We start from the raw sequence: 14,492 nt of genomic DNA on the forward strand, positions 1-14,492 counted from the left end.
CTCTGCCTGCGTCAAGCGTCCCGGTCAGCCGCGAAGGGCCTGGACCGCGGCCTCGAGGCGCTTGCCGAAGTCACCGTCCGCCTGGCGGAAGTTGCCGATCGCGCGCTCGGCGATGTCGTCGCGGGAGACGCCCGCGATGTTGCCCGCGAGGTTCTCGACCAGACGGGCCTTCTCGTCCTCGGACATCAGGCGGTAGAGGTTGCCCGCCTGCACGAAGTCGTTGTCCTCGGCGTGCGAAGGGGCCTCGTGGTTGCCGGTGCCGCCGGTGACGGGTGTCGACACCCACAGCGGCCGGTCCGTCTGGAACGGGCCGCCGAAGGAGTTCGGCTCGTAGTTCTTCGCGCCCTGGTGGCGGCCGTCGTACAGGAAGCCGTCACGGGAGTTGGTGCGCGCCTCGGTGGCGTGCGGGCGGTTCACCGGCAGGTGGTCGGCGTTGATACCGACGCGGTAGCGGTGCGCGTCCCCGTACGCGAAGAGGCGGCCCTGGAGCATCTTGTCGGGCGACGGGCCGATGCCCGGCACGAAGTGCGCCGGCGAGAAGATGCTCTGCTCGACCTCGGCGAAGATGTTCTCCGGGTTGCGGTTGAGCTCCAGCTTGCCGATCTCGATCGCCGGGTAGTCCTCGTGCGGCCACACCTTGGTGAGGTCGAACGGGTTGAAGCGGTAGGTCGCCGCGTCGGCCGCCGGCATGATCTGCACCTGCACGGTCCAGGACGGGAACTCGCCGCGCTCGATGGCCTCGCGCAGGTCGCGCTGGTGCGAGTCCGGGTCCTCACCGGCGAGCTTCGCGGCCTCGTCGGCCGTGAGGTTCTTGATCCCCTGGTCGGTCTTGAAGTGGTACTTGACCCAGAAGACCTCGCCGGCCTCGTTGTTCCACTGGTACGTGTGCGAGCCGTACCCGTTCATGTGGCGCAGCGTCGCCGGGATGCCGCGGTCGCCGAAGAGCCAGGTGACCTGGTGCGTCGACTCGGGGCTCAGGCCCCAGAAGTCCCACACGTTGTCGGCCTCCTGCGAGCCCGTGTACGGGTCGCGCTTCTGCGTGTGGATGAAGTCGGGGAACTTGATGGCGTCCTTGATGAAGAACACCGGGGTGTTGTTGCCGACGAGGTCGTAGTTCCCCTCCTCGGTGTAGAACTTCAGCGCGAAGCCGCGGGGGTCACGCACGGCGTCCGCGGAGCCGAGGCTGCCCGCGACGGTGGAGAACCGCAGGAACGTCTCGGTCTGCTTGCCGACCTCGGAGAGGAACTTCGCGCGCGTCCACTGCGAGACGTCCCGGGTCAGCGTGAACGTGCCGTACGCACCGGCGCCGCGGGCGTGCACGATGCGCTCCGGGATGCGCTCGCGGTTGAAGTGCGCGAGCTTCTCGAGCAGCGCCTGGTCCTGGACCAGCACAGGCCCGCCGACGCCCGCGGTCTCACTGTTCTGGTTGTCGGCGACCGGCGCGCCGGCCTCCGTGGTGAGCGGTCCCTGCGACGTCACGTGCGCCTCCTGCCCCGGTGCAAGCACCGGCTCCACTGGAGCGGCTGTTGCCGCGCCCTCATCTGCTGCAAGTCCTGTCCCTTGGCCAAAGCCAGTTTCGATCCTACAATGGACATTGTCTAAGTCAAGTGGGCTTCCAAAGTCACACCCGTTCGGGACCTGGTCCCTCCGCCTGTTAGGCTGGCCCTCATGAGTGACCTGTTGGAACGACTGCGCGGACGCGGCTGGCGTATGACCGCGCAGCGGCGCGTCGTGGCCGAGGTCCTCGACGGCGACCATGTCCACCTGACCGCCGACGAGGTGCATTCGCTCGCCGTCGCCAAACTCCCCGAGATCTCCCGGGCGACCGTCTACAACACGCTCGGCGAGATGGTCTCCCTCGGTGAGGTCATCGAGGTCGCCACGGACAAACGCGCCAAGCGCTACGACCCGAACGCGCACCGCCCGCACCAGCACCTGGTCTGCGCCCGGTGCGGCGCGATCCGGGACGTCCACCCGAGCGGCAACCCGCTCACCGACCTCCCCGACTCCGAGCGCTTCGGCTTCACGGTCTCGGACGTCGAGGTGACGTACCGGGGCGTCTGTCCGAACTGCGCGGCGGCGTAGCGCACACCACCCTTCCCGAAGAGGGCCCGCACCGGACGGTGCGGGCCCTCTTCGCGTACGCCTCTTCACCGAGCCCCTGGCGCGCCCCTTTGGTCCGTATCTCAACAACCCGCCCCCTTCCACAATCTGACGACCCGTCATATCGTCGGCGACGCCCACCTCCACCGCACCCGGGAGGAAAACCGTGGGAGAGCCGCACCCCAAACTCCAGGCCCGCACACTCACCCGGTCCTTCGGCCGAGGCCACCGCACGGTGGCGGCCCTCGGCCCCCTCGACCTCACCATCGCCCCCGGCGAGTTCACCTGCGTGGTCGGTCCCTCCGGCTGCGGGAAGTCCACTCTCCTGCGCATCGCCGCCGGCCTGCTGCGCCCCACCGCGGGCGAGGTGGCCATCCGCACGGACAGCGACCGCCCGGCCGCGATGATCTTCCAGGACTACGGGATCTACGACTGGAAGACGGTCCTGGCCAACGTCCGCTTCGGCCTCGACATCCAGAAGGTCCCCCGCCGCGAGGCCGACGCCCGCGCCACCGACTGGCTCACCCGGATGGGCCTCGCCGACTTCGCCGACGCCTATCCGGCCGCGCTGTCCGGCGGCATGCGCCAGCGCGTCGCCATCGCCCGCGCGCTCGCCGTGGAGCCCGAGATCCTCCTCATGGACGAGCCGTTCGCGGCCCTCGATGCCCAGCTGCGCACGATCCTCCAGGACGAGCTCCTCGACCTCACCCAGACCACCCGCACCACCACCCTCTTCATCACCCACAGCCTGGAAGAGGCGATCGTGCTCGGCGACCGCGTCCTCGTGATGTCGGCGCGGCCGGGCCGCATCATCGCCGAGCGCCGCCCGCCGTTCGCCCGGCCGCGCACCGGCGACATCCGCTCGACGCCCGAATTCACCGCGCTGAAGGGCGAGTTGTGGGATCTGCTGCGGGGCGAGGTACGCCGCGACGAGGTGGTCCCGGCATGACGACGACCGCCCCGAAGGAAGACACGACGCTCCTGGTCAGACGGCCCGGCCCGCAGGAGCTGCACCCCGCCCGCACCCACCGCAGGCGCCGCACCCTCGAACTCTCGCTCGCCGTCGCCGTCCCCCTCGTCCTGGTCCTGCTGTGGCAGCTCGCCGCCACCCAGGCGTGGATCGACGACCGCGTCTACCCGGCGCCGTCCACGATCCTCGTCGACGGCTGGCACCGTGCCGCGGACGGCGACCTGTGGCCGGACGTGTGGGCCACCCTCAAGCGCGTACTCGCCGGATACGCGATCGGCACCGTCACCGGATACGCCCTCGGCCTCCTCATGGGCTCTCTCTCCGTCGTCCGCGCCGCCCTCGAACCGATGCTGGACGCGCTCTACGTCGTCCCGAAGCTGGCCCTGCTGCCGATCTTCCTGAACATGTTCGGCCTCGGCGAGGGCCCGCAGATCGCGCTGGTCGCCACGACCGTCTTCTTCTTCGTCTGGATCTCCACGATGGCGGCGGTGCTCGCCGTCCCCTCCGGCCACCGGGACGCCGGGCAGGTCTTCGGCGCCTCTCCGTGGCAGATGTTCCGGCACGTCCTGCTTCCGGCGTCGTTGCCCGCGGTCCTGGTCGGCGCCCGCATCGCCGCGGGCGTCGCGGTCCTCGTGATCGTCGCCTCCGAGCAGATCGCGGCCACGAACGGCCTCGGCCACCTGATCTTCGACGCCCGCGCCCTCTTCCAGAACGACGTGATGTTCGTCGGCATCGTCTGCGTCGCCGTGCTCGGCGTCGTCTTCTCCGAACTGGTGCGCATCGCGGGCCGGCTGCTCACTCCGTGGGCGCCGCGCGACCGCGGCCGCGGCCAGTCCTGACCTCCACCGTCCCTTCCCGTACGGAGAATCCATGCGCACCAGACTCGTCTGTACGACCCTGCTCGCGACCGGCGTCCTGTTCACCTCGGCCGGCTGCGGCGGCAGCACCTCCCCGTCGGACACGGCCGCGAAGCCCCGCACGGTCAAGGCGGTGGCGGGCTGCGAGAAGAACGGCTGGACCGATCCGTCGGACCTGGCCTCCGACCGCGCACCCGCCCGCTGCGACAAGGGCGCCCCGGCCCCGGTGAAGCTCGCCAAGACCCGCAAGCTCACCATCGCGACCGGCACCCTGAGCGCCGAGTACGTGGCCCCGCTCGAACTGGCCGTGCAGAAGGGCGAGTTCAAGAAGGAGGGCCTCGACGTCACCCTGAAGGTCCTGCCGACCCCGGACGCGCTCCCACTGCTGGCCAAGGGGGACATCGACGCGCAGTGGGCGGCGCCCGAGGCCGCGGTGATGAACGGCATCAGCGGCGGCTTCGACATCAAGTGGGTCGCCGGGAACTTCTCCCCCGACCCGAAGTCCAAGAGCGGTATGTGGGTGCGCCTGAAGAAGGGGCAGAGCCCGGACCACGTCCCGATGGCGGGGCGCAGGCTCGGCACGATGATCGGCAAGGGCTCGGTCATCTCGTACCCCATGGACAAGGCGCTGAAGAAGCACGGCGGCGGGCTCGACAAGATCCAGTTCCAGCAGCTCGGCTCGGCCGACGTGCTGACCGCGCTCCAGAACGGCGGGGTCGACTCGGCCTGGCTGCTCGACCCGGTGTGGCGCAAGGTCGACGGCGACAAGCGGTTCGCGTTCCTGGGCGGCCAGCCGCTCGGCGAACCCCTGGGCGGTCTCCTGTTCGGCCCGAAGCTCCTCAAGGAGGACCCGGACGCCGGGGTCGCGTTCCTGCGCGCGTACATCCGCACGGTGAACACGTACTTCTCGGGCGACTACAAGAAGGACCCGGCGTTCGTCACCGGCCTCGCCGGCCTCCTGAAGACCGACAAGGCGGTGCTGGAGTCGACGCCGTCACTGCGGATGGACTGGGAGATCAGGGCGGGCACGACGGACCGGCTCCAGGCCTCGTACCGCGCGGCGGGCGTCTCCAAGGGGGATCCGCTGCCGGAGGACAAGGTCGTGGACCGGGCGCTGTACGGGGAGGCGGTGGGCCACAAGCCGTGACACCGGGCCGATCCGGCCGGGAAACAGAGCCGAGGCCCGGAACCAATGGTTCCGGGCCTCAGGCCTTCAGTAGCGGGGACAGGATTTGAACCTGCGACCTCTGGGTTATGAGCCCAGCGAGCTACCGAGCTGCTCCACCCCGCGTCGGTAAACACGACTGTACGCGAACGCCCCCGACCAGCGCAAATCCCTTCCGGCGCCTGGCCTGCGGGGCGAAATGGGGGTCTGGCGGGAGGTGTGGCGGGGACCGGTCCAGGCCCCGCCACACCCCCCTATGGCTCCGTTACGCGGACAGCTCCGACCGCAGCGCGTCCCGCAGCCGCCCGGCCCGCTCGGACACCTCGGCCGGACCGAGCTCCACGGCCCGGTGCGCCCACCGCTGCCCCTCGACGAGGTCGCCGCGGCGCGCGCACAGCAGCGCGAGCCGCAGCGCCGCGCGCCCGTGCCCGGCGTCGGCGGCGCGCGTCCACCACAGCGCGGCCTCCGGCTCGCTCCCCTCGCGGGCGAGCAGCAGCCCGAGGTTGAACGCGCCGTTGCGCGAGCCCGCCTCCGCGGCCTCGCGGTACCAGCGCGCCGCGCAGACGATGTCGCCCCGCGCCGCGGCCAGCATGCCGACCCGCACCTGCGCGCGCCGGTGCCCCTGCTCGGCGGCCCGCTCGTACCACTCCTCGCACTCGGCGCGCTCACTGACGCACTCGCCGAGCGCGGGCGGCCCGACCGGGGGCTGACGCGCGTCGAGGACCGTGGCCAGGCGGTACGCGCCCTCGGCGCTGCCCCCGCCGGCGGCGCACCGCAGATGCCGCTCGGCGTCCCGCTCGTCGCCGTCCCGCAGCCGGGCGATCCCGGCCTGGAGCGCGGCCTCGGTGTGGCCGCCCGCCGCGGCCCGCTCGTACCACTGGAGGGCGGCGACCTCGTCGTCCCGGCCGGCGTACAGGATGCCGAGGTTGAACGCGGCGTCCACGCTGCCCGCCTCGGCGGCCTTGGAGAACCACGGCTCGGCGCCCGCCGCGTCGCCGCCCTGGAGGAGCAGCACGGCCAGCGCGTTCGCCGCCTCGCGGTGGCCCGCGTACGCGGCACGCCGGTACCACTGGTCGGCCTGCACGGTGCGGCCCTGCTCGGCGCAGAGCAGGCCGAGGTTGTACGCGCCGTTGATGTCGCCCGCGTCCATGGCCGCGCGGTACCAGCGCTCGGCGGTCTGGGTCTCGCCACGCTGGGCATGCAGGGCGCCGAGCGCGTTGGCAGCGTTGCCATCGCCCTCCTGGGCGGCGCGCAGCCACCAGACCCCTGCGCTCTCCTCGTCACCGGCGTCGCGGAGCAGGAAGCCGAGCGCGCAAGCGGCCCGGGGCTCGCCGTCCTTCGCGGAGTTCAGGTACCAGCGGCCGGCCTCCTTGAGCTCGCCCCGCTTCTCCAGGATCGCGCCGAGGTGCAGGGCGGCCCGGCGGTGTCCGCGCGCGGCGGCCTGCCGGTACCACTGCTCGGCCTCCGCGGCCGCGGGCAGCTTCCTGCGGGCGCCGGTCGCGGTCGCGCCGCCGGGGGCGCCGCTCTCGTCGCCGGCGGGCGCGGGCGCACCACGGAGCGCTCCCTCGGGGCGCTCGTGCGCGGCGCGCCGGTCGAGGGTGCGGGCCAGCCGATAGGCGGCCTCGCGGTGGCCGTGCTCGGCGGCGGCGCGCATCCAGCGCTCGGCACCGACGTCGCTGCGGTGTTCGAGGAGGTCGGCGAGCGCGTACGCGCCGAGGGCGTGGCCCTGTTCGGCGGACTGCCGCAGCCAGTACTCGGCGGCGGGCTCGTCGCCGCGCTCGCGGTGGTGGCGGCCGAGGGCGTGCGCGGCGGGGGCGGATCCGGCGACGGCGGCGATGCGCCACCAGCCGGCGGCCTCGTCCGCATATCCGCGCTGGTGCAGCAGGACACCGAGGTTGTTGGCGGCGGCGCGGTCGCCCGCGGCGGTGGCAGCGCGCAGCTGGGGCTCGGCTCCGTCGAGGTCACCGCGGCGCAGCAGCATGGCTCCGAGGACGCTCATCGCCTCGACGTCGCCGGACTCGGCGGCCGGCCGATGACGTGCTTCCTCGGCGGCCGCCCCGGGTTCCTCCCGGTCGGCCGGCTGCACAAACCGCCCTGTCTCCAACAGAGTTGCCTTGTCCCCCATAACGTCCATCGTCGCACCACCTGCAACCTGGGTACACCTGGTATACCGCAGCCAGTGAGGTCACTTCAGCGTTTTGTCGACATGCCCACAGAGAGATAAGTGAAACACAAAAACCTCAACTACCCCCGGGAGAGGCACGCTTCGCACGGACGGACGGTTCCCGCGCACACGACGAAGGCCCGGATCCTGAAAGATCAGGATCCGGGCCTTCGTCTTCAGTAGCGGGGACAGGATTTGAACCTGCGACCTCTGGGTTATGAGCCCAGCGAGCTACCGAGCTGCTCCACCCCGCGCCGTTGTGTTCAAACCGTACCACGGCGCGAGGGGGGTCTTCGCTCAGCTGCTCGAGCCCCCACCGTTCTTGCTGGTGTCCTTGTCGGCGCTCTGATCAGCGCTCTTGTCGCTGGACTTGTCGGCACCCTTGCCGTCGCCGGCTGCCTTGTCGGCCGCGGACTGCGCCTTGTCGGCGCGCTTGAGGGCATCCTCCAGCTTGTCCTGCGCGTCGGCGTAGGCGTGCAGGTCACCCTTCTTCATGGCGGCCTGGCCCTCCTCGAAGGCCTTCTCCGCGTCCGCAAGGGCTTCCTTGACCGTGGAGTTCTCCGGTGGCTTCGTCGTGTCGCCACCGGGCTTCTCCGGCTCGGCCGGCTGCGCGCCGTCCACGCCGAACGCCTGGTTCAGCGCGTCCCCGAGGTTGTCGGCGAATCCGGTTCTGTCGCCGTAGGAGACCGCGACCTTGCGCAGCAGCGGGTACTCCGCGTTGCGGCCCTGTGCGTAGATCGGTTCGACGTAGAGGAAGCCCTTGTCGAGTGGCACCGTCAGCAGATTGCCGTACAGGACCGTCGAGTCGGCGCCCTTCATGTCGCGGACGAAGTTCGCCACGGACGACAGGGAGTTGAGCTTGTTCTGCACCTGTTCCGGGCCGTACACCTTGTCCTCGGTGACCCGCAGCAGTCTTATCGTGCCGTAGTCCTTGCTGGTGGCATCGGCGTCGACCGCCATGAACGCGCGCAGGTTGGGGCGCCCGCTCGGGGTGAACGTCGTCGTCAGCGAGAACTGCTGGTCGTTCTGGCCCGGCATCTTCATGGACAGGTAGTACGGCGGGACCGCGCTGTTGTCCTTCTTCGTCGGGTCGTTCGGGACCTGCCACGCGTCGGACGCGTTGTAGAACTGGTCGGAGTCCGTGACGTGGTACAGGGACAGCAGCTCGCGCTGCACCTTGAACATGTCCTGCGGATACCGCAGATGGTCCTTGAGCTCCTGCGGGATCGCGCTCTTGGGCTCGACCGTGCCGGGGAACGCCTTCTTCCAGGTCTTGAGGACCGGGTCCTTGTCGTCCCACGTGTACAGCTTCACCGTGCCGTCATAGGCGTCGACGGTGGCCTTCACCGAGTTGCGGATGTAGTTGACCTGGTTCTGCTGGGCCACCACCGCGCGCTGGTTGTCGCCCTCGTTGAGGGAGTCGGCCGTCGTGTCACCGAGCGTCGTACGGGACGCGTACGGGTATCCGTTCGACGTCGTGTACGCGTCGACGACCCACTGGATCTTGCCCTTGACGACCGCCGGGTACGCGTCGCCGTCGATGGTCAGCCAGGGGGCGACCGCCTCGACGCGCTCCTTGGGCGTGCGGTTGTACAGGATCTTCGAGCCGTCGCCGATGGCTCCCGAGTACAGGATCTGCGGCTCGCTGAAGGAGACCGCGTACGCGGCGCGGTTGATCGGGTTGGAGAGGCTGACGCCGCCCTCGCCGCTGTAGCTCGTGGTCTTCTGGGTGCCGTCGTCCTGCTCGTAGTCGAGCTCCTTCTGGGGCCCGCCGACGATCGAGTACTGGCGGGTCTTCTCGCCGTAGTAGATCCGCTGCTGGTACGAGCCCAGGGTCCCGCCGGCGGGCAGACCCGACTCGGTGAACAGGGGTGCGCCCGGGGAGTCCGGGTCGGTCTGCGTACCCTTGGCCGCGACCGCTCCGAAGCCGTGCGTGTAGGTGAAGTGGTCGTTGATCCAGTTCCGCTTCTCGACGCCCGCGAGGTTGAGCTCGCGCAGACCGATGACGGTGTCCTGGCCCTTGTAGCGGTCGACGTCGAGGGTCTTCGGGAACTGGTAGTACTTCCGCTCCTGCTCCAGCTGCTGGAACGTCGGCGAGACCACGTTCGGATCGTTGACCCGGTAGCTGGCCGCCGAGTCGGCGTCCGTGCGCTGCTGCTTGGAGTCCTTGACCGTGCCCTTGCCGGTGTAGTCCACCGGGGACACCCCGGCGATCCCGTACGCCTTGCGGGTCGCCTCGATGTTCTTCTCGATGTACGGGGCTTCCTTGGACTGCTCGTTCGGCTGGACCTGGAACTTCTGGACGATGGCCGGGTACAGGCCGCCGATCAGGATCGCGGAGAGCACCATCAGGCCGAAGCCGATGACTGGCAGCTGCCAGGTACGCCGCCACAGCGTCGCGAAGAACAGCACGGCACAGATCGCGGCGATGCAGAACAGGATGGTCTTGGCCGGCAGATACGCGTTCGCGTCGACGTACCTCAGGCCCGTCCAGTTGTCCGTCGCCTTGAAGTCGCTGGACTTCACCGCGAGCCCGTACCGGTCGAGCCAGTACGCGACCGCCTTGAGGGTCACGAACACGCCGAGCAGCACGGAGAGATGACCGGTGGCCGCGGCGGTGGCGCGCGCGCCCGGGCTGGTGATCCGCAGCCCGCCGTACAGGTAGTGGGTCAGCGCGGCCGCGATCAGGGAGAGGATCGTCGCCGCGAAGCCGAAGCCGAGCAGGAACCGGTACCACGGCAGGTCGAACGCGTAGAACGCCACGTCGAGGTGGAACTGGGGGTCCTTCTGGTGGAAGGGCACGCCGTTCACCCACATCAGCCACGTGCGCCACTGAGTGGCGGCCGAGGCGCCCGCGATGAGGCCGACCAGGGCCGTGATGCCGAGCAGCAGCCACTTCTTGTAGGGCGCGATGCTCATGCGGTACCGGTCGAGGCTCTGCTGCTCCATCGACATGGCGCTCAGCGGGGGCCGCAGTCGGTGCGCGAGCCAGACGTTCAGTCCGACGGCGATCGCCATCAGCAGTCCGAAGACGAAGAACAGCCCGATCTTCGTCCACAGGGTGGTCGTGAAAACGGACGAGTAGTTGACCGATCGGTACCAGAGCCAGTCGGTCCAGAACCCTGCGAACATGACGAACGCCATGCCCAGTGCGGCAAGGACGCCGAGCGTCATGAGCAGGGAACGGACGCGCCGGGACGGTCGGCCCACTCTCATCCGTGGCCCCGTCGGGCCTCCGCCGCGGTCCGGCATCTGGAAAGCCAAGGTGCGCACCTCGAAAAGTTCGAAATCGATCGGTCAGGCCCAGGTGATCGAGGACCCATCACCTATGCAACTTACTCACGCTTTACTCAGTTCCCGGTTCCGGGTACTAACGAGGCAGGATTGTGACCATGTCCAACACTCCCATGGCAGCCAGCCCCCTCACCCGGGCCGTACTCGAGATCGACGAGTACGCCTCCGGCCTCGGCTGGGACCAGCCCGCCCGCCTCTTCGCCCTCGTCGACACCGCCCGCCTGCGGGCCCAGGAACCCGGCCTCGCGGCCCAGCTCGGCCTGGACGGCGAGGAGGAGGCCGCGGCCTTCACCCCGATCGAGCAGGACGAGGTGCCCGCCGACAAGGCGCTCGACGAGTTCCTCGGCACCATCGCCTGGCCCGACGCGGTCGTCGGCTGCGCCCTGACGGTGGAGCGGCTGATGCTGCCGCCGTCCGCGGAGGCGTCCGTTCCGGAGGGGCTCGGTGAGGCGCAGCTCGCCGACTGGGTGGCGAAGCACCCGGGCCGTCAGGAGGTCCGGATGACAGTCGCCGTACTGCGTGACGGTGCGCGCGAGTCGGCGCTGCGCCTGCGCGAGAAGGACTCCCCCAACGAGGTCCTCACCGGCTCGGACCTGGTCCCGGGCCTGGCCGAGGCACTCGCGGCGACGTTCGCCGAGTAGCACCCGCACCGCAACGAGAGGGGGCGCCGCACAGTGTGCGGCGCCCCCTTCATGAACTTCGTGTCACCCCTTGACCGTGCACTTCGGCAGGTCGGCGGTGTTGCCCGAGCGGATGTCCTTGAGGGCGTTCATCGCGTCGTCGATGGTGTTGACCTTGACGAGGGTGAGTCCGCCCGGAACGTCCTTGGCCGCCTCGGCGCAGTTGTCCTTGGGGGTCAGGAAGTAGCGCGCGCCCTTGCCGCGGGCGCCGACGGTCTTCATCTGGATGCCGCCGATCGGGCCGACCTTGCCGTCGTCGTCGATGGTGCCCGTGCCGGCCACGAACCTGCCGCCGGTGAGGTCCTCGGGCGTCAGCTTGTCGACGATGCCGAGCGCGAACATCAGTCCGGCGCTGGGGCCGCCGACGTCGGCCAGCTTGATGTCGATGGCGAACGGGAACGTGTGATCGGTTCCGGCCTGGATGCCGACGATCGCGCGGCCGTCCTTGGCCTTCTCCGTGGTGACCGTGACGTTCTGCGTGCGGGTGGGCTGCTTGCCCTCCTTCTCGGCGGCGGCCGCGTCCTTGACGGGCACGATCGTGAAGGAGACGTCCTCGCCCGGCTTGTGCTTGGTGACGAGCTTCGCGACGTCGGCCGGCTTCGCGACCTTGGTGCCGTCGACGGCCTTGATCACGTCACCGGCGTGCAGCCGTCCCTCGGAGGGGCTGCCCTTGATGACCGACTGGACGATCACCCAGGACTTCACGGGGATCTTCAGCTCGTCCAGGGCGGCGACCTTGGCGCTCTCCTGGGACTGGCTGAACTCCTCGGCGTTCTCCTGCGAGGACTGCTGCTCGGTCTTGCCGTCGGGGTAGAGCGTGGCGTGCGGCACGACGATGCTGTCGTGCGCGAGCCAGCCGTAGACCGCCGAGACGAGGTTCATGTTGTAGTCGGCGCTCGTGACCCGGACCGTCGTCATGTTGAGGTGACCGGTCGTCGGGTACGTCTTCCGGCCGGAGATCTGGAGCACCGGCTCGCCGTCGTGGTCCCCGAGTGTGTTGACCGTCGGTCCCGGGGTCATCTCCGCGTACGGAACTTTGATGAGCACTCCCGCGCAGAGCAGCGCGATCAGCATCAGGGTCGAGGCGAGCATCGTCGCGGTGCGGCGTGGCATGGAACGACAGTACGGGACCGGTCTGTCAGTGCACCGCTGGGGCGTCCGTCCGGGACTCGACCGGAGGCAGCGCGTCCGCCTCGGGGTCGAGGGGGTCCGCCTCCGTGCCGGTGTGCGACCGCTCCATGGCCTCGCGGAAGCGGACGTACCCGTTGAGCTCCGACACGTCACCGGTCCTGCGGTTCCGTGCGGCCCAGCTGCCCCACAGACCGGCGCCGACCGCTGCGAAAAGCGGAATGAGCAGCCACAAGAGCGCCGCCATGCCGGACCTCCGACCCCGTGAGCCACTACAACTGACTGATCAGCAGATTAACCACCTGCTGGGTCAACGCTCGCCGCAGGGGTGCGGTTACGCAACCGGAACCGCCCGTGTGGCCGAAGGCGATGATGGTGGCCTGGCTCCGGGAGGGTCAGCAGGCGCCGACCCACTCCTCGGTGCCGTCCGAGAACTTCTGGTGCTTCCAGATGGGCACCTCGTGCTTGAGGTCGTCGATCAGCTTGCGGCAGGCCTCGAAGGCCTCTCCGCGGTGCGGGCAGGACACGGCGACGACGACCGCGATGTCGCCGACCGCCAGATCGCCCACTCGGTGGACGGCCGCGAGGGCGCGCACCGGGAACTGGGCGACCACCTTCTCGGCGACGGTCCGCATCTCGACCTCGGCGGAGGGGTGGCACGAGTACCCGAGCGCGTCGACGTCGGCGCCACCGTCGTGATTGCGCACCGTCCCCACGAACAGCGCCGTGCCGCCCGCCGCGTCCTCCCCGACGGCCCGGAACACCTCGTCCACGGACAAGGGCGTGTCTCGGATCGCGATGAGCCGGATGGGGTCGTGCGCCGACTGCTCTCCGGGGTGGTCGTTCGTGGTGCGTGCCATGAGGTCATCGTGCCGTACGCGGCCACCGGCACGGAATAGCGCTTTCCACCGGCACGCGCGCGTAGTGGGTTGGAGCCTCCTACAGGGCGAGCCGGTCCGGGCGCCGGCCGGGGCGGGCTGTCAGATCCTGCGCCTGGCCTTGCGGGCCCGGCGCACGACGGCGGCCGCGCCGAGCAGGGCGACGGTGGCTCCGGCCGCTCCGGCCGCGGTCGCGTCCTTGCGTCCGAGGCGGCGGCCCGCGACGGTGTGCCGTCCCGAGACCTCCTCGAGGAGTTCGGCGAGGACCTCCTCATTGGTCCACTGCGGGCGCCATCCGGCGTCGTGCAGCCGGCTCACGCTGACCACCCAGGGGTACATCGTGTACGCGAGGTCGCCGGCGGGGGACGGCGTGAGCCCGATCCGGTGAAGCCGGGCCGCGGCGCCCAGGGCGACCGCGGAGGGCAGCTCCATGCGGCGGATCCCGCTGAGCTCCTCGACCTCCTCCTGCTCCAGCCAGCCGTCGCAGCCGACGGCGAGTTCCCCTTCGACCTTCTCCAGGACGGCGTATTCCAGGGCGCTGCACAGGTCCTCGACGTGGCAGAACTGCCAGGCGGGCCGGGATCCCGCCACGACGAGGAGCCGCGGCGACTCGAAGTACCTGGTCAGGGCGGTGTCGGTGCCGCCGACGAGGGTGGCGGGGCGGACCACGGTCACGTTGAGTCCGGGGTGGGCGCGCGGCGCGCGGCGGGCGAGCCGCTCGACCTCCAGGAGGTCGCCGACGCCGGTGGCCTCCGCGGTCGCGCGCAGTTCGGCGTCCTCGGACAGGGGCAGCTCGTTGTCCTCCAGCGCTCCGTAGACCATCGCCGAGGTGCACAGGACGACACGGTGGACTCCGGCGGCGGCCGCGGCGGTGAGCACCGTCTGGGTGCCGCGCACGTTGTACGCCGTACGGGCGGCGGGGTCGGTCTCCAGGTCGAGGTCGAGCGCGAGGTGCACGACGACGTCCGCGCCGCGCAGCTTCTCGGCGATCGCCGGGTCGCGCACGTCCAGGATGTGCCAGGTCGCGGACGCGCACTCACCGCGCCGCTCGTCGATGGCCAGGACCTGCTTGATCTCGTCGGATGCGGCGAGTCGCTCGGTAAGGAGCGCGCCGACGCCGGAGGCGGCACCAGTGACCGCGACGACAGGGCCGCGCGCTCCGGAACTGGTCGAAGGGTTTCGCGCTGCGCGAACCTGTGGATCTGGGGAACTCACCGGGCGTCTCCAGCGGTTGTATTCAGTACGTACGTGTA

12 protein-coding genes and 2 tRNA genes are annotated in these 14,492 nt (G+C 70.2%); 5 read left to right on the forward strand and 9 right to left on the reverse strand.

Going from position 1 to position 14,492, the window contains the following annotated elements; all coding sequences use genetic code 11:
• Positions 1 to 24: 24 nt before the first annotated feature.
• Entirely contained in the window at positions 25 to 1,506 is a 1,482-nt protein-coding gene (locus OG574_RS18885) for a catalase (protein ID WP_326774193.1), read from the reverse strand.
• Between the two features lie 162 nt (positions 1,507 to 1,668).
• On the opposite strand from OG574_RS18885, the gene OG574_RS18890 reads away from it, so the two are divergent.
• The 4 genes from OG574_RS18890 to OG574_RS18905 all read left to right on the forward strand — a co-directional run bounded on the left by OG574_RS18890 (position 1,669) and on the right by OG574_RS18905 (position 5,077).
• Entirely contained in the window at positions 1,669 to 2,085 is a 417-nt protein-coding gene (locus OG574_RS18890) for a Fur family transcriptional regulator (RefSeq protein ID WP_100595973.1), read from the forward strand.
• A 184-nt stretch (positions 2,086 to 2,269) separates the two neighbouring features.
• A complete protein-coding gene (locus tag OG574_RS18895; protein ID WP_326774194.1) occupies positions 2,270 to 3,052 on the forward strand; it encodes an ABC transporter ATP-binding protein in 783 nt (260 codons plus the stop codon).
• Positions 3,049 to 3,912, forward strand: coding sequence for an ABC transporter permease (locus OG574_RS18900; protein ID WP_326774195.1), 864 nt, complete (start codon positions 3,049 to 3,051; stop codon positions 3,910 to 3,912). Before OG574_RS18895 ends, OG574_RS18900 begins: the two co-directional genes overlap by 4 nt.
• A gap of 31 nt (positions 3,913 to 3,943) precedes the next feature.
• Entirely contained in the window at positions 3,944 to 5,077 is a 1,134-nt protein-coding gene (locus OG574_RS18905; protein ID WP_326774196.1) for an ABC transporter substrate-binding protein, read from the forward strand.
• Between the two features lie 70 nt (positions 5,078 to 5,147).
• Here the strand turns inward: OG574_RS18905 and OG574_RS18910 are convergent.
• The 4 genes from OG574_RS18910 to OG574_RS18925 all read right to left on the reverse strand — a co-directional run bounded on the left by OG574_RS18910 (position 5,148) and on the right by OG574_RS18925 (position 10,511).
• Positions 5,148 to 5,221: transfer RNA gene (locus OG574_RS18910), tRNA-Met, on the reverse strand.
• 139 nt (positions 5,222 to 5,360) lie between these two features.
• Positions 5,361 to 7,229 carry a tetratricopeptide repeat protein gene (locus OG574_RS18915; protein WP_326774197.1) on the reverse strand — a complete coding sequence of 623 codons (1,869 nt, stop codon included), beginning with the start codon at positions 7,227 to 7,229 and terminating at the stop codon, positions 5,361 to 5,363.
• A 210-nt stretch (positions 7,230 to 7,439) separates the two neighbouring features.
• Positions 7,440 to 7,513: transfer RNA gene (locus OG574_RS18920), tRNA-Met, on the reverse strand.
• 43 nt (positions 7,514 to 7,556) lie between these two features.
• Complete coding sequence (locus tag OG574_RS18925; RefSeq protein ID WP_326778538.1) at positions 7,557 to 10,511, reverse strand: UPF0182 family membrane protein; 2,955 nt, start codon at positions 10,509 to 10,511, stop codon at positions 7,557 to 7,559.
• Positions 10,512 to 10,651: 140 nt separating this feature from the next.
• On the opposite strand from OG574_RS18925, the gene OG574_RS18930 reads away from it, so the two are divergent.
• Positions 10,652 to 11,194 (forward strand): PPA1309 family protein, encoded by a 543-nt coding sequence (locus OG574_RS18930; protein WP_199841940.1) that lies wholly within the window; start codon positions 10,652 to 10,654, stop codon positions 11,192 to 11,194.
• Positions 11,195 to 11,257: 63 nt separating this feature from the next.
• On the opposite strand, the gene OG574_RS18935 is transcribed toward OG574_RS18930, so the two are convergent.
• The 4 genes from OG574_RS18935 to OG574_RS18950 all read right to left on the reverse strand — a co-directional run bounded on the left by OG574_RS18935 (position 11,258) and on the right by OG574_RS18950 (position 14,454).
• Positions 11,258 to 12,346, reverse strand: a complete 1,089-nt coding sequence (locus tag OG574_RS18935; RefSeq protein WP_326774198.1) for a YlbL family protein — start codon at positions 12,344 to 12,346, stop codon at positions 11,258 to 11,260.
• Positions 12,347 to 12,371: 25 nt separating this feature from the next.
• On the reverse strand, positions 12,372 to 12,608 hold the full coding sequence (locus OG574_RS18940; protein ID WP_100596683.1) for a hypothetical protein: 237 nt from the start codon (positions 12,606 to 12,608) through the stop codon (positions 12,372 to 12,374).
• Positions 12,609 to 12,756: 148 nt separating this feature from the next.
• On the reverse strand, positions 12,757 to 13,221 hold the full coding sequence (locus OG574_RS18945) for a molybdenum cofactor biosynthesis protein MoaE (RefSeq protein WP_326774199.1): 465 nt from the start codon (positions 13,219 to 13,221) through the stop codon (positions 12,757 to 12,759).
• 120 nt (positions 13,222 to 13,341) lie between these two features.
• The gene (locus tag OG574_RS18950; protein WP_100596681.1) at positions 13,342 to 14,454 is read right to left on the reverse strand and encodes an SDR family oxidoreductase; all 1,113 of its coding nucleotides are present in this window, start codon (positions 14,452 to 14,454) and stop codon (positions 13,342 to 13,344) included.
• Positions 14,455 to 14,492: the final 38 nt, after the last annotated feature.

Origin of the sequence: Streptomyces sp. NBC_01445 (genome assembly GCF_035918235.1) — a bacterium.
Classification (GTDB): domain Bacteria; phylum Actinomycetota; class Actinomycetes; order Streptomycetales; family Streptomycetaceae; genus Streptomyces.

What these genes read in the sequence shown, in the direction of transcription:
- OG574_RS18930 (WP_199841940.1), top strand. Translation starts at nt 10,652, where the DNA reads ATGTCCAACACTCCCATGGCAGCCAGCCCCCTCACCCGGGCCGTACTC.
- OG574_RS18945 (WP_326774199.1), bottom strand. Translation starts at nt 13,221, where the DNA reads ATGGCACGCACCACGAACGACCACCCCGGAGAGCAGTCGGCGCACGAC.
- OG574_RS18925 (WP_326778538.1), bottom strand. Translation starts at nt 10,511, where the DNA reads ATGCCGGACCGCGGCGGAGGCCCGACGGGGCCACGGATGAGAGTGGGC.
- OG574_RS18900 (WP_326774195.1), top strand. Translation starts at nt 3,049, where the DNA reads ATGACGACGACCGCCCCGAAGGAAGACACGACGCTCCTGGTCAGACGG.
- OG574_RS18935 (WP_326774198.1), bottom strand. Translation starts at nt 12,346, where the DNA reads ATGCCACGCCGCACCGCGACGATGCTCGCCTCGACCCTGATGCTGATC.
- OG574_RS18905 (WP_326774196.1), top strand. Translation starts at nt 3,944, where the DNA reads ATGCGCACCAGACTCGTCTGTACGACCCTGCTCGCGACCGGCGTCCTG.
- OG574_RS18890 (WP_100595973.1), top strand. Translation starts at nt 1,669, where the DNA reads ATGAGTGACCTGTTGGAACGACTGCGCGGACGCGGCTGGCGTATGACC.
- OG574_RS18940 (WP_100596683.1), bottom strand. Translation starts at nt 12,608, where the DNA reads ATGGCGGCGCTCTTGTGGCTGCTCATTCCGCTTTTCGCAGCGGTCGGC.
- OG574_RS18915 (WP_326774197.1), bottom strand. Translation starts at nt 7,229, where the DNA reads ATGGACGTTATGGGGGACAAGGCAACTCTGTTGGAGACAGGGCGGTTT.